The sequence below is a fragment of the Streptomyces sp. WY228 genome (assembly GCF_019287315.1).
GTDB classification, from domain to species: domain Bacteria; phylum Actinomycetota; class Actinomycetes; order Streptomycetales; family Streptomycetaceae; genus Streptomyces; species Streptomyces caviscabies.
This window is the reverse complement of the sequence record NZ_CP079114.1, coordinates 7316995-7334848: the sequence shown is the minus strand read 5'-3', so window position 1 is coordinate 7334848 and position 17854 is coordinate 7316995. Positions and strand designations below refer to the sequence as shown.

Sequence of the window (17854 nt, the reverse complement as noted above, 5' to 3'; positions counted from 1 at the left end):
TCGAGGGTGGTTGAGGAGCGATCGAGGAGGTCGTCAGGCGAGCAGCGAGCGGCCGATGATCTCCTTCATGATCTCGGTCGTACCGCCGTAGATGGTCTGGATGCGGCCGTCGGTGAACGCCTTGGCGACCTTGTACTCGCTCATGTAGCCGTATCCGCCGTGGAGTTGGAGGCAGCGGTCGGCGACGCGCTTCTGCAGTTCGGTGGCCCACCACTTGGCCATGGAGGCGTGGACGGCGTCCAGGACGCCGTCGGAGTGGTCGACGATGCACCGGTCGAGGAAGGTCCGGGTGACGGCGCACTCGGTGGCCATCTCGGCGATCTCGAAGCGGATGTGCTGGAGCTTGGAGAGCGGGCGTCCGAAGGCCTCGCGCTCCTTGACGTACCGGGTGGTGATCTCCAGCAGGTGTTCGGCGGCGGCGATCCCGGCGACCGCTATGCCCATGCGCTCCTGGGCCAGGTTGGTCATCAGGTGGATGAACGCGCCGTCGAGCTCACCGAGCAGGTTCTCCTTGGGGACGCGGACGTCGTTGAAGAACAACTCGGCGGTGTCCTGGGACTTCTGGCCGATCTTGTCGAGGTTGCGGCCCCGCTCGAAGCCCTCCGCGCCGCGCTCGACGACGATGAGGGAGAGCCCCTTGGCCCCGCCCTCGGGGGTGGTCTTCGCGACCACGACGACGAGGTCGGCGAGGATGCCGTTGGAGATGAAGGTCTTCGAGCCGTTGAGCAGCCAGTGGTCGCCCTTGTCCTCGGCGGTGGTGCGGATGCCCTGGAGGTCGGAGCCCGCGCCCGGCTCGGTCATCGCGATGGCGGTGATGGTCTCGCCGGAGCAGAAGCCCGGGAGCCAGCGGCGCTTCTGCTCGTCGGTGGCGAGGCCGGTGAGGTAGGGGCCGATGATGTCGTTGTGCAGGCCGATGGCGAGTCCGGCGGCCCCCGCGCGGGTGAACTCCTCGGCGAGGACGGCGCTGTAGCGGAAGTCGTCGCTGCCGCCGCCCCCGTACTCCTCCGGGACGGCGAGGCCCAGCAGTCCCGCGCGTCCGGCGGCGAGCCAGGCCTCGCGCGAGACGATGCCGTCCTGCTCCCACTGCTCGTAGTGCGGGAGGACCTCCTTGGCCAGGAAGGCCCGGACGGTCTCGCGGAACGCGTCGTGCTCCTCGGTGAAGATCTGCCGTTGCACGGGGTCTCCTAGTCGTGAGAGGTGGGGCCGAGCCCCGGTACGTCCCAGTCGGCGGCGACGGCGGCCGTGTCGGCGCCGGGCCGCGCGGGCCCGCCGCGGACGGAGACCGGGGTGGCCGAGAAGCGCGGGGCGGGGGCGGGCTGGGTGATGCCGCTGTGCTCGACGAAGGTGGAGCGGGCGGCGAGATGCGGGTGGTGCGGCGCCTCGGTGAGCGAGAGAACGGGGGCCACGCAGGCGTCGGTGCCGGCGAAGACCTCGGTCCACTCGGCACGTGTACGGGTCAGGAACCGGGCGGTGACGGCGGCGCGCAGCTCGTCCCAGCGGGCGAGGTCCCACCGGTCGGGGAAGTCGTCCGCGATGCCGAGGAGGCCGGCGAACTCGGCGTAGAACTGCCCTTCCAGCGGGCCGACCGCCATATGGCCGCCGTCGGAGGTGGCGTAGGTGCCGTAGAACGGGCAGCCGCCGTCCAGGAGGTTGGCGCCGCGCCGGTCCTGCCAGCTCCCGGCGGCCAGCATGCCGTGGATCATCGAGGCGAGGTGGGCGGCGCCGTCCACGATGGCGGCGTCGACGACCTGCCCCTCGCCGTGGGCGCGGGCGTGCTGGAGGGCGGCGAGGACGCCGACGACGAGGTAGAGCGAGCCGCCCGCGTAGTCGCCGACCAGGTTGGCGGGGACGGTGGGCGGTTCGTCCGGCTTGCCGATCATGGACAGGGTGCCGGTGAGCGCGAGGTACGCGATGTCGTGCCCGGCGCGCTCGGCGAGCGGCCCGTCCTGGCCCCAGCCGGTCATCCGCCCGTAGACCAGCTTCGGGTTCCGGGCGAGGCAGGGCTCGGGGCCGACGCCCAGCCGCTCCGCGACGCCGGGGCGGTAGCCCTCGATCAGGATGTCGGCGCGTTCGACGAGGTCCAGGACGCGGGCCGGTCCTCCGTCGCTCTTGAGGTCCAGGAGGACGGAGCGCTTGTTGCGGTTGGTGAGGTCGTACGCGGGATCGATGCCGAGCCCCGCGCCGCCGGGCCGGTCGACGCGTACGACGTCGGCCCCGAGGTCCGCCAGCAGCATCGCGGCGAACGGTCCGGGGCCGATGCCGGCCAGCTCGACGACCCGGACACCGGTCAGCGGACCGTGTTCGGGCCTTGGGCCTTGCGCCATCTGTGAGCCCCCAGGGGTGTGACACAACTGATGTAACACCTGTGATGCTAAGAACGCGCCCGGCTCCGCACAACCCCTCGGGCCGAGCAAGCGCTTAGTTCCTTCTCCCGATCCTCTCGCATCCGCCCCGCCCGGCCGCACGGCGCCACGTGGCTCTCCGCTACCCTCTGCCTGCCACGTCGGCACCAGGCTCGCAGCGGAGGTACTCGTGAACAGGCAGAACGACACGACACGCCCCTTGGACGTCGTCCTCTTCGGTGCCACCGGCTTCGTGGGAACACTCACCGCCGAATACCTGGCGGCCCACGCCCCCGCCGGCCTCCGCTGGGCACTGGCCGGACGCAGCCGGACCAAGCTGGCGGCGCTCCGCGAACGGCTCACCGCCATCGCTCCGGGCTGCGCGGAGCTGCCGCTGCTGGACGCCGACGCGGACGATGCGGAGGCGCTGGCCGAACTGGCGGCCTCCACCCGGGTGGTGGCCTCGACGGTGGGCCCGTACATCCGTTACGGCGAGAAGCTCGTCGCCGCCTGCGCGGAGGCCGGCACGGACTACGCGGACCTCACGGGCGAGGCCGAGTTCATCGACCGGACGTATCTGGAGCACGACGCGCGGGCCCGCGAGACGGGGGCGCGCATCGTGCACGCCTGCGGCTTCGACTCCGTACCGCACGACCTCGGGGCGTACTTCACCGTCAAGCAGCTGCCCGAGGACGTCCCCCTGGCCGTCGACGGCTTCGTCCGCACCAACGCGGTGTTCTCCGGCGGTACGTTCGCCTCGGCGCTGACCGCGATGGGCCGGGGCCCGCAGATGCTGGCCGCCGCCCGGGAGCGCCGGCTGCACGAGCCCCGCCTGGTCGGCCGCCGCGTCCGCACCCCCGCGGGCTCCCCGCACTTCAACGGGTCCGTCGGCACCTGGGCACTGCCGCTGCCGACGGTGGACCCGACGATCGTGGGCCGCTCCGCACGGGCCATGGAGCGCTACGGCCCCGACTTCCGCTACCGGCACTTCGCCTCGGTCAAGACCCTGCCGATGACGCTCGGCGCCCCGGTCGCGATCGGCGCGCTGGTGGCCGCCGCACAGGTGGAGGGCGTACGGGAGTGGCTGATGGGGCGCTACGAGCCGGGCCAGGGGCCGGACGAGGAGCGCCGCGAGCGCAGCTGGTTCACCATCCGCTTCGTCGGCGAGGGCGGCGGGCGGCGCGTCTTCACCGAGGTGTCGGGCGGCGACCCGGGCTACGGCGAGACGGCGAAGATCCTCGCCGAGTCGGCGGTGTCCCTGGCCCTGGACGAACTGCCGGAGACCTCCGGGCAGGTGACCACGGCGGTGGCCATGGGCGACGCGCTCCTGGACCGGCTGACGGCGGCGGGGCTGCGGTTCCGGGTGGCGGCGGTGCGGTAGGCCGCATCGGCCGCCGGCGCGCGGCTACCGGCGGGCGGCGACGATCACCGAGCTGCTGGGAGTGGTGAGCACTTCCGTGGCGTCCAGCTCCGGGTGGGTGAGGTAGAACAGGCGGAGTTCGTCGACCTCGCCGCCGAACCGGGGCGGCCAGTCGGGCGACGGAGTGAAGTCGTCCAGCAGGAGCAGCCCGCCGGGGGCGAGCAGCTCGACCACGCGCCGGGGGTCGTCCCGCTTGCCGCCGCCGTCGCAGAAGAAGACGTCGAACGGGGCGTGCTGTTCGAGCAGCCGCCAGTCCCCCGTGAGCACGGTGACGCGTTCGTCGTCCGCGAAGACATCGGCCGCCCGCCGGGCCAGTCCCTCGTCACGCTCCACGGTGACCAGGCGCGCACCGGCGCCGAGGCCGCTGTGCAGCCACGCGGTGCCCACTCCGGATCCGGTGCCGCTCTCCGCGATGACTCCGCCCGGTTTGGCGGCGGCGGCGAAGCCGAGCAACCGGCCCACTTCGGGGGTGCAGCTCTTCGTGAACCCCGCCCCGGCGGCGACCTCTTCCGCCGCGACCACACGCGGCGGAACCACTCGTTCGAACATGCGACGCCCTCCCCAACGGGCCGCTAGAACACCCACCCGGCCAGCGTATAGAGCATCGCACCCAGCCAGACGAGCCCGACGGCGCTCCCGAGGAGCATGCCGAGGGCCATACGGCGCTGAGCAGGGTCGACGGGCGCGGGGCGGACGGCTGTGCGCGTGGCGTTCATGTGTGTCAGCCTGCCCAGTCGTACGGATCTACGCCATCCGTACGGGTACTCAGTTGCAGGACTGTTCCACGCTCGGGACCGTCACGTGGGCGGCGGCAGCTGTTCGCGTACCCATGCCGGGTCCGGGTTGGTGTGCGGCCCGTCCGTCACGACGACGGTCGGCACGGTCTCGTTGCCGCCGTTGGCCGCCCGTACGACGGCGGCTCCCGCCGGATCGCGCCAGATGTCGACCCAGTGCAGCCGGGAGGCGTCGCGGCCCAGCCGGAGGCGGAGCCGCAGGCAGTAGGTGCAGCCGGGCCGCCAGTAGACGACCGGGCGGCCGTCGGCCGCGCTGCGGCGCTGTGCCTCGGCGGCGGGGACCGGCCGCGGAAAGATCAGGGGCGAGTTCACGCCGGCGAACAGCACGAACAGCGGCAGGAGTACGGCCGCCATGGCGAGGTCGCCCCTGCGGGCGATCCCCGTCGCGAGAACCGCACCGCTGAGCAGCAACAGGACCGGCAGCACCCATACGCGCATCATGACGACGCACGCTACCGGGGCGCGGCCGCGCTCATCGAGGCGGCCTCCGGCCCGCCGCCGGGTCGCCCGCCCGCGTCACGCGGTCGCTTCCTTCAGGGTCTGCCGGCAGAGCGCGTCCGCCCGGCGGGTGCTCTCCGGCTGGCGGTAGCGGCCGGCGAGGCGAAGTGTGTGGGCGCAGGCGTTGTCGAGGCTGATGCGGTGGCCCACCGAGACGAACACCGGGCTGGTGTTCTCCCGGGTGCGCAGCGCCCGCCCGACCACCTCTTCGCCGTCCAGCAGCGGGGAGAAGTCGCCGCGCCGCGGGCCGGGAGCCTCGTAGGTGAAGGTGAAAGGGTTCTTGCCGACGCCGATCACCGGCAGCCCGGTGAGCACGCCCAGGTGGCTGGCGAGGCCGAAACGGCGCGGGTGCGCCAGACCGTAGCCGTCGCAGACGACGAGACCGGGGCCGACGCTCAGCTCCTCCAGGGCCTCCAGCACGGTGGGCAGCTCCCGGAAGGCCAGCAGCCCGGGAACGTACGGGAAGGCGATCGTGCCGACGGCGGTGGCCTCGTCGACCGTCTCCAGTGTGGCGGCGTCCAGCACCACGGCCGCCGCGACGACGACGTCCTTCTCGTCGTCGTAGGCCACGTCCACCCCGGTGACCAGCCCGGTTCCGGGCTCCGGCCCCGCCTCGTCCAGGATCACCCGGCCGCGCAGCCGGTCCTGGATCGCCCGGCCCTCGGCTTCGTCGGCGGGGGTCTCGTGGGCGGGGGTGGGGGAGGTCGTCATGTCCGGAAGCTTATGCGGTGGCCAGGGCTCCGCTGTTACGCGGAGTGCCGGAGGCCGCCCGCCACGACACCTCGGAGCGACCGGCCGGCATCCCGTAGCCTGACGATCATGTTCGTACTCGAATTGACCTACACGGCCCCCGTCGAGCGCGTCGACGCGCTCATGCGGGAGCACATCGCCTGGCTCGACGAGCAGTACGCGGCCGGTGTCTTCATCGCCTCGGGGCGCAAGAACCCCCGGGACGGCGGGGTGATCCTGGCCGTCGGGGACGACCGGGCGGCGATCGAGAAGATCGCGGCGGCCGACCCCTTCGCCGAGCACCAGGTGTGCGCGTACCGGATCACCGAGTTCATCGCCACCAAGACCTCACCCGAACTCGCCCCGTACCAGCAGCGGTTGCCGTAACGGGCGGAAGCTTCACCGATGGCCGCCGCCGTCGGCGATGAGTTTTCGGCGCGGGGCCGGTCTGTACGGGTATGGAGACCTTCACCCTCGCCACAGCCGGCGCCGGCCTCGTGTACGACGTCCGAGGACCGCTGCCCACCGCCGACGGCCGCCCGCCGTTGTTCCTGATCGGCCACCCCATGGACGCGAGCGGGTTCGCCGCGCTCGCGGCCCGCTTCCCCGACCGGACCGTCGTCACGTACGACCCCCGGGGGCTCGGCCGCTCCACCCGCCAGGACGGGCGGGTCGACTGGACGCCCGAGATCCTGGCCGACGACGTGCACGCGGTGGTCGCGGCGCTCGGGGCCGGGCCGGTCGAGATGTTCGCCAGCAGCGGCGGGGCGGTCACCGCGCTCGCCCTCGTGGCGCGCCACCCCGACGACGTGACCACCCTCGTCGCGCACGAGCCGCCGCTCAACACCATCACCCCGGACGGCCCGGCAGCCGTCCGGGCGCGGGCCGGGGTCCGGGACGCGTACGAACAGCGGGGGTGGGGCGCCGGAATGGCCGCGTTCGTGGCCATGACCTCCTGGGAGGGCGAGTTCACCGACGCGTACTTCGCCCGGCCCGCGCCCGATCCCGCCGCGTTCGGCATGCCCGCCGAGGACGACGGCTCACGTGACGACCCGCTGCTGTCCGACCGGTCCTGGGCGGTCAGCGACCACCGGCCGGACGTCGACGCCATCGCGGCGGCCCCCACCCGCGTGGTCATCGCCGTGGGCGAGGAGTCCCGGGCGGTGCAGACCGGGCGGACGTCCGACGCGGCCGCCGAACTGCTCGGGCAGCGGGTGACCGTCTTCCCGAGCCATCACGGCGGCTTCCTCGACGGGGAGTTCGGCTATCCGGGCAAGCCGGACGAGTTCGCGGCGCGGCTGCGGGAGGTGCTGGACGCTTCCTGAGGCCGCCCGGGCGTCAGGAGGCGTCCGGACGCCCGGGCGTCAGAAGCCCAGCCGCGCCACCCGCCCCTTCTCGCCCGCCGCCCAGCAGCCCAGGTCGGGCGTGCAGTCGACGGTGTCGTACGAGCCGGAGTCCACCGTGTGCCAGGTGCGCCCGCCGTTCAGCGTGAGGTCGGTGCCCGTGGGGCCGACGGCCACGGCGGCGGTGCGGCTGTACGGGAGCCATGTGACGCCGGAGCGGTAGGCGGGCGGCGGGGTGGCGGACTGCCGCCAGGTGCGGCCGCCGTCCCCGGTGACGGCGGCGGCCCGCGGGGATGCCTGGTCGGGGCGGTAGTCGCCGCCGACGGCGATGCCGTGGCCCCGGTCGCGGAAGGCGACGGCGAAGACCCCGCGGGCCGGGTCGCCCGCCGGGAGGGTCGATGCGCTGGCCGTCCAGGTCAGGCCCCGGTCCCCGGAGTGCAGGACGCGGGCGGTCTCCGCTCCCCCGGTGGTCAGCCAGACGTCCTTGGCGCCGGAGCTGACCAGGCACTGGCCGCTCGCCGCGAACCCCGCCTCGCCCGGCAGGGCGGCGGGCATTCCGGCGTCGGGCAGGACCCGCCAGGAACGGCCGCCGTCCGCCGTGGACAGGATCCGGAACTTCCCGTCCACCGGGTCGCCCGCCGCGAGACCGTGCCGGCTGTCGAAGAAGGTCAGGCAGTTGAAGAAGGCCCGTGGATCGGTGTTGCGGAAGGACTCGGTCCAGGTCGCTCCGCCGTCCTCGGTACGCAGGACCCGGGAGGCCTCGCCCTCGCCGATGGCCAGGGCGACGGCGCGGCGGCCGTCGAACGCCTCGATGTCCCGCAGTTCGAGGTCGGCGGCGCCCGGCGGTGACACATCGCGCCAGGTGCGGCCGCCGTCTCCGGTGCGCAGCACCGTGCCCTTCGATCCGGCCGCCCAGGCGGTGGTGCGGCTGACGGCGGCGAGCCCCCGGAAGCGGGCGTCGGTGCCGGTGTCGGTGAGCTTCCAGCCGGGCAGGAGCCCGCGGGTCACCTCTCCGGACACCGCCCCCGGGCCTTCCGCCTGCGCCGCGTACGCGCCCGGTGCGACCAGTACGGCGGCCAGGGCCGCGCCGCCGGTCACCAGTGCCATCAGCCGTCTCGTGTTCCCCGTGGTCCTCATGGCGCTGGAAGCTAGCCCACGGGTTCCGGCCCGTCCAGGGTGCGTTGCCGCCGACGGGGCAGGAGTGCGGGGTGCGTGGAGGTCCGGACGGGGCCGCCCGTGACCGGTGACGCAGCTCACGCCGCACGCCGGTGCACGAAACGAGGAGTTCCGTCGTCTACTCCAGTGCCGGGAACCGTTCACCCGGCAGGGAGAGGGAGCAGGTCTTGTCCAGCGTCATCGAGCAGTCCGTGCAGGCCCGCATGGTCGCGTCCGCACCGCGGATGGAGACCCTGCCCGCCACCCTGAGCTACGACCGCCAGTACCCCTTCGCCGTACGCATGGCGTTCCCGGCTCCGGCGACGCTGGAGGGCACCGAGGTGTCCTGGGAGTTCTCGCGCGAGCTGCTGACCACCGGGGTGGACTCGCCCGCCGGGCAGGGAGACGTGCGGGTGCGGCCGTTCGGGTACGAGCGGACCGTGCTGGAGTTCCACGCCCCCGAGGGCATCGCCATGGTCCACGTACGCACCGAGGAGCTGCGGCGCTTCCTCCAACGGGCGCAGGAGCTGGTTCCGGTGGGCGAGGAGCACCGGTACCTGGACCTGGACCGGAGTCTGAGCGACCTGCTCGGCGGCGGCTCCCGCTGACCCTGCCCCCGGGCCCTTCTCCCCGGCCGTGAATCCGGTTGCCCCGCCCGCTTCCTGGGCCTACCTTCGTGATGGTTCCTGTTGTCGTCGATCGGAGTAGGACGTTGCTGATCTGAGGTCCTGTGCACACCGTGCAGCGCCCGCCGCGCCCACCGCGGCCGGAGCGCCCGTGTGCGATCTCAGTCGTCTTCAGCCGTCCTTGTCGTTCCCCGACGCTCACGGGAGATCCGTATGTCTGCTTCCGACACCCACATCATCTGTGCCTCCCTCGCCTTCTCCTGGCCCGACGGCAGCGAGGTCTTCACCGGTTTCGATCTGGCCGTGGGCCCGGGCCGCACCGGGCTCATCGGCCTCAACGGCTGTGGCAAGTCGACCCTGTTGCGCCTGATCGCCGGTGAACTCGCCCCGCAGGAAGGGGTGATCACCGTCCGGGGCGAGCTGGGGTACCTGCCGCAGACCCTGGTCCTGGACACCGCGCTGCGGGTCGACGAGGTGCTCGGCATCGCGGACCGGCGCGCGGCGCTCGACGCGGTCGAGTCCGGCGACGTACGGGACGGGCACTTCGAGGTGATCGGCGACGACTGGGACATCGAGGAACGGTCGCTCGCCACGCTGGACGGGCTCGGCCTCGGCCACATCGGGCTCGACCGCACCATCGGGGAGATGTCCGGCGGCGAGTGCGTCCTGCTGCGGCTGGCCGCGCTGCTGCTGGACCGGCCCGGGGTGCTGCTGCTGGACGAGCCGACGAACAACCTGGACGCGTACGCCAGGCGGCGGCTGTACGACGCGGTCGACGCCTGGACCGGGGCGCTGCTCGTCGTCAGTCACGACCGGGAGCTGCTGGAGCGGGTCGACCGGATCGCCGATCTGCGTGAGGGCTCGGTCACCTGGTACGGCGGGAACCTGTCGGCGTACGAGGAGGCGCTCGCCGTCGAGCAGGAGGCGGCGCAGCGCATGGTGCGGGCCGCCGAGTCCGACGTACAGCGGCAGAAGCGCGAACTGGCGGCCGCGCACGTCACGTTGGCCCGTCGCAAGCGGTACGGGCAGAAGATGTGGGACACCAAGCGGGAGCCCAAGGTCGTGATGGGGCAGCGCAAACGCGCCGCCCAGGTGTCCGCCGGCAAGCACCGCATCCTGCACACCGAGCGGCTGGCGGCGGCCGAGGAGCGCCTGGACGAGGCGGAGTCGGCGGTGCGCGAGGACGAGGAGATCCGGATCGAACTGCCGGGCACCCGGGTCCACCCGGGCGGCGAGGTGCTGCTGCTGCGCGATCCGGTACCGCCCTACGGACCGTCGCTGCGGGGCGAGTTGATGGTGCGGGGCCCGGAGCGGATCGCGCTGACCGGACGCAACGGAGCTGGCAAGACGGCGTTGCTGCGGACGATCGCGGGTGATCTGACGCCGCTCTCGGGGGAGGCGAGCCCCTTGGTCGCGACGGGGTTCCTGCCGCAGCGGCTGGATGTGCTGGACGACGCGTCGTCGGTGGTGCGGAACGTGGCCCGGTCGGCGCCCGGCAGCACGGACAACGCCGTCCGGGCACGGCTGGCCCGCTTCCTGTTCAAGGGGGCGGCGGCGGACCGCCCGGCGGGGACCCTGTCGGGCGGGGAGAGGTTCCGGGCGACGCTGGCGACGCTGCTGCTGGCCGACCCCGCACCCCGGCTGCTGCTGCTCGACGAGCCGACGAACAGCCTCGATCTGGCGAGCGTACGGCGGCTGACCGAGGCGCTGGAGGCGTACGAGGGGGCGCTGATCGTGGCGAGCCACGATGTGCCGTTCCTGGAGTCGATCGGCATCACCCGCTGGCTCCGGCTGGACGGCGGGCTGCGGGACACGACGGCGGAGGCGGTGCGCGCGGGCGGGTGACCACGGCGGCGAATCACGCGGGAAAAGGCGACAGAAGCTGTCCGGTATCCCGCCTAGCGTCGCCCTCATGGACCGCTTTCCCCTGCGCGGTGCGGAGCCGGACACCCTCGGCTCCGCCCACCGCGACATCGTCATCACCGGCGCGCGCGAGAACAATCTGCGCGACGTCTCCCTCCGGATTCCCCGGGGCCGGATCACCGTCTTCACCGGTGTGTCCGGTTCGGGCAAGTCCTCGGTGGTCTTCGACACGATCGCCGTGGAGTCGCAGCGGCAGCTGAACGAGACCTTCACCTCGTTCCTGCGCAACCGGCTGCCGAAGTACGAGCGGCCGCACGTCGAGTCCGTCGAGGACCTGTCGGTGGCCATCGTCATCGACCAGAAGCCGCTGGGCGGCAACGTCCGCTCCACCGTGGGCACGGCGACCGACATCTGGTCGGTGATCCGGGTGCTGTTCTCCCGGTGCGGGACCCCGAGCGCGGGCGGGGCGACCGCGTATTCGTTCAACGATCCCGCCGGGATGTGCCCGGAGTGCGACGGGGTGGGGCGGACGGTCCAGCTGGATCTCGACCGGGCGATCGACTGGTCGAAGTCGCTGAACGAGGGGGCCCTGCTGCTGCCCGGTCTGTCGGTGGGCAGCTGGGAGTGGAATCTGTACGGGGGCTCGGGGCGGTTCGACAACGACCTGCCGCTGGCCGAGTTCGGCGAGCGGGAGCGTCAACTGCTGTTGCACGGTTCAGGATTCACCGTCCGCCTCGACTTGCGGACCGGGTCGGCGGACATGAAGTTCGAGGGGGTCGTGACCCGCTTCGAGCGCCTGTATCTCAAGCGCGACACCGCCGCCCTCTCCGAGAAGCGGCGCGAGGCCGCCGCCCGGTTCACCGTGGAGCGGGTGTGCGGGGCCTGCGGCGGGGCGCGGCTGAACGCGGCGGCGCTCGCCACCCGGATCGACGGGCTCTCACCCGCCGACTACGGACGGATGGAGGTCGCCGAACTCGTCGGCGTACTGGAGCGGATCGGCGATCCGGTGGGCGGGCCCATCGCGGCCGCCGCCCGTGAACGGCTGGAGCGGCTCGTCGGCATCGGGCTCGGGTATCTGAGCCTGGACCGGGAGACCACGACGCTGTCGGGGGGCGAGGGGCAGCGGCTCAAGATGGTTCGGCATCTGGGCAGTTCGCTCACCGGGCTGACGTTCGTCTTCGACGAGCCCAGCGTCGGCCTGCACCCGCGTGACGTCGGGCGGCTGGGCGATCTGCTGGTGCGGCTGCGCGACAAGGGCAACACGGTGCTGGTCGTCGAGCACGACCCGGACGTGATGGCCGTCGCCGACCATGTCGTCGACATGGGGCCGCGGGCCGGGGCGGACGGCGGGCACATCGTCTTCGAGGGGCCCTTCGAGCGGCTGCGGGAGGCCGACACGCTCACCGGCCGTTCGCTGCGCCGCCGTATCCCGCTGAAGGAGACCGTCCGCTCCCCCACCGGCCGGCTGCCCGTGCGCGGGGCCGATCTGCACAACCTCAAGGGCCTGGACGTGTCATTCCCCACCGGGGTGCTGACCGCGGTGACGGGGGTGGCGGGGTCCGGGAAGTCGACGCTGGTGTCGCGGGTGTTCACGGCGGCGTACCCGGAGGCGGTGGTGATCGACCAGAGCGCGATCACCGCTTCGTCGCGCTCCACCCCCGCCTCGTACATCGGCGCGCTGGACGCCATCCGCAAGGTGTTCGCCCGGGAGAACGGCGTGGACGCGAGCCTGTTCAGCTTCAACTCCGCCGGGGCGTGCGCGGGTTGCTCGGGGCGCGGGGCGATCTCGACGGATCTGGCGTTCATGGATCCGGTCACCACGACCTGCCCGGAGTGCGAGGGCCGCCGGTTCCACGACGACGTGCTGAAGCACCGGGTCGGGGGCCGGTCGATCGTGGACGTCCTGGACATGACGGCGGCGCAGGCGGCCGGACTGTTCGAGGATCCGGTGCTGTCGCGGAAGCTGCGCACCCTCGACGCGGTGGGTCTCACCTATCTCGCACTGGGGCAGCCGCTCTCCACCCTGTCCGGCGGCGAGCGGCAGCGGATCAAGCTCGCCACACAGCTGCACCGCACCTCCAGCGTGTACGTGCTGGACGAGCCGACGACCGGACTGCACCTGGCGGACACGGGCGCGCTGGTGGATCTGCTGGACCGGCTGGTCGACGCCGGGAACACGGTGATCTGCGTGGAGCACAACCTGGAGGTGGTCAAGCGGGCGGACTGGGTGATCGATCTGGGTCCGGACGGCGGCAAGGGCGGCGGCGAACTGGTCTTCGAGGGGACGCCCGCCGCGCTGCTCGCACATCCGACGTCCGTCACCGGCCGGTATCTGCGCAGGGATCCGGGGGTGGACCCGGGGGCGTTTGCGGGCGTGGATCCGGAGGCGTTTCCGGGGGTTGATCCGGGCATGGAACAAGCCGTTCCGGAACGGTGAAACGAGGCCCGGAAGGGCTCCGGGAGGGCTCCGAGGGGGCCGTCACGTGGCCATTCACCTGGGCTGATGACCGTACGTGGCCGATCACTGGCGGGAGCGGGCTTGGCTTTGACCTTACGACCGCCTTAACCTACGGTCTCGTAACCTACGAAGCCGTAGGTAATTCTCCCGTCCCCAGGAGCTCCCCGTGACGATCACCTCTCCCCACCTCGGCAGTTCGAAGGCGTGGACCGACGCCCAGCTGCTGTACGCGCTGGAAGAGGTGGTGGAGAAGGAACTCAACCGCCATCTCAAGGTCGCCAAGGACTGGATGCCGCACGAGTACGTTCCGTTCTCGGACGGCCGGAACTTCCCCGGCATCTTCGAGGACGGCGAGGCGTGGGCGGCGGACCAGTCCAAGGTCACCGACATCGGCAAGATCGCTCTCGTGGTGAACCTCCTCACCGAGGACAACCTCCCCAGCTACCACCACGAGATCGCCTCCCTCTTCGGCCGCGACGGCGCGTGGGGCACCTGGGTGCACCGCTGGACCGCCGAGGAGGGCCGCCACGGCATCGTGATGCGCGACTACCTGCTCACCTCGCGCGCCGTGGACCCGGACAAGCTGGAGCAGTTCCGCATGGCGCACATGGCGGAGGGCTTCGAGTCAGACAACCGGCACTCGATGCTGCACTCCGTCGCGTACGTCGCCTTCCAGGAGCTGGCCACCCGCGTCTCGCACCGCAACACCGGCCACCAGTCCGGCGACCCGGTCTGTGACCGGATGCTGGCCCGGATCGCGACCGACGAGAACCTCCACATGGTCTTCTACCGCAACCTCCTGGGCGCCGCCTTCGAGCTGGCCCCGGACCTCACCATGCAGGCCGTGCGCGATGTCGTCGTCAACTTCCGGATGCCCGGACACGGCATGCCCGGCTTCGAGCGGGCCGCCGCGCAGATGGCGATCGGCGAGATCTACAACATGCGCATCCACCACGACGACGTGATCCAGCCCGTGCTGCGCTTCCTGAAGGTCATGGACATCGACGGGCTCGGCCCGGAGGGCGCCAAGGCCCAGGAGGAGCTCGGTCTGTACATGGGCGGGCTGGACAGCGAGGCGTCGAAGTTCGACGAGAAGCTCGCCACCCGCAAGGCCCGGATGGCGGCGCGCGGCCGCGCCTGATCCTTCGGCGGCCTCATTCCTCGGCGGTGGCCGCGGCGTACGCCACGTCGCGGACGTCGTCCGAGGGGTGCTGGCGGAGCATGCGCAGCTGGGTGCGCCACGGCCCGGTCCACCCGGTGCGCAGACCGCATGCCACCGTCAGTTCGGCCGCGAGCAGTCCCTCGGCCGGATCCCCCGACGCGGCCAGCCGTGCGACGACCAGCAGCAGCGTGTCCGGGTCGCCGGTCTCCGCGCCCCGGTATCCGGTCACCCGCCTGCCGACGGTCTGCGCGGTCCTGGCGGCGAGCGCCGGGCGGCCGGTGTGCAGGGCGGCGAGCGCGACCAGCCCGGTGTGCAGGGTGTCCGGGTCCCCCGCCAGGTCCAGGGAGCGTGCGAGCAGGGCCACGGCGTCCGGCACGAGGTCGCGGTGGGCCGCCAGGGTCCGGCCCGCTTCCGCCAGCACCGCCGCGACCTGCCGGTCGTTCGTCCCGGAGCGCAGCGTCAGACTCCTGGCCAGATGGCCGATCCGCCGGCGGGCGGGCCGGTCCCGCTCCGCCCCCGCGTCGTCCGCCGTCTCCCCCGTGGCCAGCAGGGACAGGGCGCGGATCAGGGACCGGTTCGTGTCCGGGACCGTCCGGGCGGCGTCCGCGAGCGCTTCGGCGGCCGAGCGCCACCTCCCCCGCCGGTCCAGATCGGTGACCGTCTCGACCAGGACCTCGGCCGCGTGCGGGGCCCAGGGCAGCCAGGGGACCAGCTGGGTGTGGGCGAGGACGGCCAGCGTGTCGTCGTCGGTGCGGCACAGGTCCTGGATCAGCCGGGCGTAGCGCGGCCGCAGGGCCGGGTCCAGCTCCGTCGGGTGCGCCCCCAACACCGCCACCCGCAGCGCGCGTTCGCCGCCCGCCGCGTCCTCGGTCACCTCCCACATCCGTACGTCGCCGAGCAGCGGCGTACCGGCGGCCACGCAGGCGGCCCGTACGTCGAGGTGCTGGCCGGGCTGTGCGTACGCGTCGGCGAGGAGGCCGGCCGCCTCCGCGCGCGGCAGCAGATCGGCGGCGAGCCGGACCATCTCCTTGCGGCTCGTCACCTTGCCGGTGCCCGGAGCCGTACGGGCGGCGAGCAGAGGGGCCAGCCGGGAGGGCCGGGTGCGTGCGGCCGCCCGGCGCGCCGCGTACACCGCGACCCGGGCCCGGTCGTCGTCCGCGTGGGCGAGCAGGTCGGGCAGCGCGTCGGCGGGCCGGTCGGTGTGCGCGAGGGCGGCGAGCGCGGCCTCGGCGATCACCACGTCCCGGTCCTCGGTCCAGGCGCGTACGGCGTCGGCCCCCCTCCCGGGTATCCGGGCGAGCTGCCCCAGGGCGGCGGTGCGCGCGTACAGCGGCAGTTTCTCGTCCGCCACCGTGCACTCCACCGAGCGCAGTACGGCCCGCTGTTGACGGGGCGTCCAGCACCCGGCTCCGGCGACGCCGAGCGTCCAGGACGTGCCGGGCGCGAGGAACCGGCCCCGGGGCGGTGTCCCGTCGAGGTACGCGTCCAGCAGGTCCGTCCGCCGGGCGGTCACCACACGCCGGACCTCCGGCAGCGCGACGGCGGAGGGGTGCCGGGCGAGCAGCCGCTCCACCCGCTCGTCCCGGCCGGCCGGGGCCCGGAGCCAGAGAGCGGCGGCGCTCCGGGCGGCGGAGGGCTCGCCGTAGTTCACGGCCTGCCACAGCAGGTCCTGGAGGCCGGGCATGGCGTCGGCGCGACGGCCCACGGCGCGGGCGAGCGCCAGCACCAGGCCGTAGTCCGAGCGTTCCGCGCCCGCTTCCAGCCAGGGCCGCAGCGCGTCGAACACCGTGTGCTCCTGGCCCCGGCGCAGCGCGTGGTCCAGCCGGCCCAGGTCGGCGCTGCCGCTGGTGCCGGTGATCCGGACGAGGGTGCGCAGCGCCCAGTTGAGCAGGTCGCGCTGTCCGGTCACCGCGTGCTCGCGCAGCACGCCGACGGCCAGGGAACCGAGGGCGGAACGGGTGGCGGCGGAGGAGTCGCGGGCCTCCACGGCGTCGGCGGCGACCCGGTCGAGCAGCGGTTCCACCGCGTCGGTGAAGAGGGCGGGGTCCACGCCGGTCAGGGCGGTGAGGGCGGCGGAGCGGACGGGATCCTGCTCGTTGCGCAGGCGCAGCAGGTCCTCCAGCACGGTGGCGACGCCGGCCGGATCGCCGGAGCGGCCCGCGCTGCCGACGAGCAGCGACCAGGCCCTGGCGCGGTCGTCGGCGGCGGACCCCCGGGTGGCGGCCAGCAGCGGCGGGCGTCCCTCGTCGAAGGGGAGGTAGGACGTGGCGTCGAGGACGGCCGCGGCGTCTCCGCGCGCCCCGGCCCGCTCCGCCGCTCGCCGGGCGACGGCCACCACGCCGCTACGGGGCAGCGCGTCCAGCAGCCGGGTGTCGACGGTGCCCCCCGACGCGCCCTCGCCCCGGACCTCGGTGACCGCTTCGTGGAGCGCGGTGCGGCGGCCGGGCGGCAGGGCGCGCAGGAGCCGGGGCAGCCCGTCGAAGTCCGGTGCGCCGCGGCCCAGTTCGACGAGGAGGGGTTCGGGCAACGCCCGGACGAGGCGGCGCAGTTCGGTTCTGCTGAGCGCGCGGAGCAGGTGGGCGCAGACGTCGGGCCTGATGGCGAGCCGGGCGACCCGTACGGGGTCGGCGACGACGAGCCGTCCGACGGGGCGGTGCAGGTCGGCCGGGAGCCGGCCGGGGCCGAAGCGTTCGAGGAGGTCGAGGACCCGGTGCGGGAGGGCGGCCGTCGCGGCGGCGATGCCCCGGGGGTGGCCGCACCCCTGCCACCAGGCATCCCGCCCGGCCGCGGGCAGGCTGGTCAGTTCGTCCTCGGCGGAGTCCAGGACCGGTCCGGGGTGGCGGTGGCCGAGGGAGGACCAGCAGGCCGTCGAGCGCCGCAGTTCCGGCAGGAGCGCCTCGACCGTGGCGGCCGAGCAGCCGGGCAGCAGACGGGCCGCCTCGATGTCGCCCCAGGTGTCGCGCAGGACGGTGATCAGCCGGTCGGCGAGCGCGGTGCGGCGGTCGGCGATGATCGCCCGCACGAGATGGCGGCGCACGACGGCGGGCGCGTCCACGAAGGCCTTCTCGTACGCCGTGTCCGGCACTCCGAGCGCCCGTGCCGCGCGCAGGGCGTGCCCGCGTACGACGGCGTCCTCGTCGGCGAGGTGCGCGGCGATCCACTCGGCGTCCCGGCCGGCCGAGGCGGCAATCACGGCGATCCCGCGCTCGTACGGGTCGCCGTCCTCCAGCTCGTCGAGGACCGCGCGCAGGGAGCCCTCGGCGGCCAGTCGGCTTGCCCGCACCGCCAGTTCGTTTCCGCGCCCCGCGTAGGGCAGCGGTTCGAGCGCGTCGAGGAGGGCGGCGGCGAGGACGAGCGGCGGGGCGTCGGTCATGGTCCGATTGTGCCGGGCTCCGCGCGATCACCCCAAGGGTTTACCGTGCGCCGGTGCGACCGGGGGTCGACCGGGGTGCGTCGACCCGCTG

The 17854-nt window shown here is 73.3% G+C and carries 15 protein-coding genes; 7 read left to right on the top strand and 8 right to left on the bottom strand.

Annotated elements, in window-relative coordinates:
* Positions 1–33: 33 nt before the first annotated feature.
* Both KV381_RS32130 and KV381_RS32125 read right to left on the bottom strand, forming a co-directional pair.
* Positions 34–1176 carry an acyl-CoA dehydrogenase family protein gene (locus tag KV381_RS32130; RefSeq protein WP_030623319.1) on the bottom strand — a complete coding sequence of 381 codons (1143 nt, stop codon included), beginning with the start codon at positions 1174–1176 and terminating at the stop codon, positions 34–36.
* An 8-nt stretch (positions 1177–1184) separates the two neighbouring features.
* Entirely contained in the window at positions 1185–2324 is a 1140-nt protein-coding gene (locus KV381_RS32125) for a CaiB/BaiF CoA-transferase family protein (protein ID WP_218786898.1), read from the bottom strand.
* Between the two features lie 208 nt (positions 2325–2532).
* On the opposite strand from KV381_RS32125, the gene KV381_RS32120 reads away from it, so the two are divergent.
* Complete coding sequence (locus tag KV381_RS32120) at positions 2533–3723, top strand: trans-acting enoyl reductase family protein (protein WP_218786897.1); 1191 nt, start codon at positions 2533–2535, stop codon at positions 3721–3723.
* Positions 3724–3747: 24 nt separating this feature from the next.
* On the opposite strand, the gene KV381_RS32115 is transcribed toward KV381_RS32120, so the two are convergent.
* From KV381_RS32115 to KV381_RS32100, 4 genes are all read right to left on the bottom strand, one after another.
* Complete coding sequence (locus tag KV381_RS32115; protein WP_030623326.1) at positions 3748–4311, bottom strand: O-methyltransferase; 564 nt, start codon at positions 4309–4311, stop codon at positions 3748–3750.
* A gap of 23 nt (positions 4312–4334) precedes the next feature.
* Positions 4335–4478, bottom strand: a complete 144-nt coding sequence (gene mmpA, locus KV381_RS32110; protein ID WP_167396344.1) for a morphogenic membrane protein MmpA — start codon at positions 4476–4478, stop codon at positions 4335–4337.
* Between the two features lie 81 nt (positions 4479–4559).
* On the bottom strand, positions 4560–4997 hold the full coding sequence (locus KV381_RS32105; RefSeq protein WP_218786896.1) for a glutaredoxin domain-containing protein: 438 nt from the start codon (positions 4995–4997) through the stop codon (positions 4560–4562).
* 75 nt (positions 4998–5072) lie between these two features.
* On the bottom strand, positions 5073–5765 hold the full coding sequence (locus KV381_RS32100) for an endonuclease V (RefSeq protein ID WP_030076334.1): 693 nt from the start codon (positions 5763–5765) through the stop codon (positions 5073–5075).
* A gap of 108 nt (positions 5766–5873) precedes the next feature.
* Between KV381_RS32100 and KV381_RS32095 the strand changes: the two genes are divergently transcribed.
* Together KV381_RS32095 and KV381_RS32090 are read left to right on the top strand one after the other, a co-directional pair.
* Positions 5874–6170, top strand: a complete 297-nt coding sequence (locus KV381_RS32095; protein WP_030623336.1) for a YciI family protein — start codon at positions 5874–5876, stop codon at positions 6168–6170.
* Positions 6171–6241: 71 nt separating this feature from the next.
* Entirely contained in the window at positions 6242–7108 is an 867-nt protein-coding gene (locus KV381_RS32090; RefSeq protein ID WP_218786895.1) for an alpha/beta fold hydrolase, read from the top strand.
* 39 nt (positions 7109–7147) lie between these two features.
* On the opposite strand, the gene KV381_RS32085 is transcribed toward KV381_RS32090, so the two are convergent.
* Complete coding sequence (locus tag KV381_RS32085) at positions 7148–8263, bottom strand: oxidoreductase (RefSeq protein WP_086778895.1); 1116 nt, start codon at positions 8261–8263, stop codon at positions 7148–7150.
* Between the two features lie 206 nt (positions 8264–8469).
* Between KV381_RS32085 and KV381_RS32080 the strand changes: the two genes are divergently transcribed.
* From KV381_RS32080 to KV381_RS32065, 4 genes are all read left to right on the top strand, one after another.
* Entirely contained in the window at positions 8470–8889 is a 420-nt protein-coding gene (locus tag KV381_RS32080; protein ID WP_218786894.1) for an SsgA family sporulation/cell division regulator, read from the top strand.
* A 231-nt stretch (positions 8890–9120) separates the two neighbouring features.
* Positions 9121–10752: an ABC-F family ATP-binding cassette domain-containing protein gene (locus KV381_RS32075; protein ID WP_218786893.1), complete on the top strand. Its 1632-nt coding sequence runs from the start codon at positions 9121–9123 to the stop codon at positions 10750–10752.
* A 67-nt stretch (positions 10753–10819) separates the two neighbouring features.
* Positions 10820–13207 (top strand): excinuclease ABC subunit UvrA, encoded by a 2388-nt coding sequence (locus KV381_RS32070; protein ID WP_218786892.1) that lies wholly within the window; start codon positions 10820–10822, stop codon positions 13205–13207.
* Between the two features lie 187 nt (positions 13208–13394).
* Positions 13395–14369: an acyl-ACP desaturase gene (locus KV381_RS32065; RefSeq protein ID WP_098025077.1), complete on the top strand. Its 975-nt coding sequence runs from the start codon at positions 13395–13397 to the stop codon at positions 14367–14369.
* Between the two features lie 13 nt (positions 14370–14382).
* Here the strand turns inward: KV381_RS32065 and KV381_RS32060 are convergent, their stop codons facing one another.
* Complete coding sequence (locus tag KV381_RS32060) at positions 14383–17763, bottom strand: hypothetical protein (RefSeq protein ID WP_218786891.1); 3381 nt, start codon at positions 17761–17763, stop codon at positions 14383–14385.
* Positions 17764–17854 lie beyond the last annotated feature (91 nt).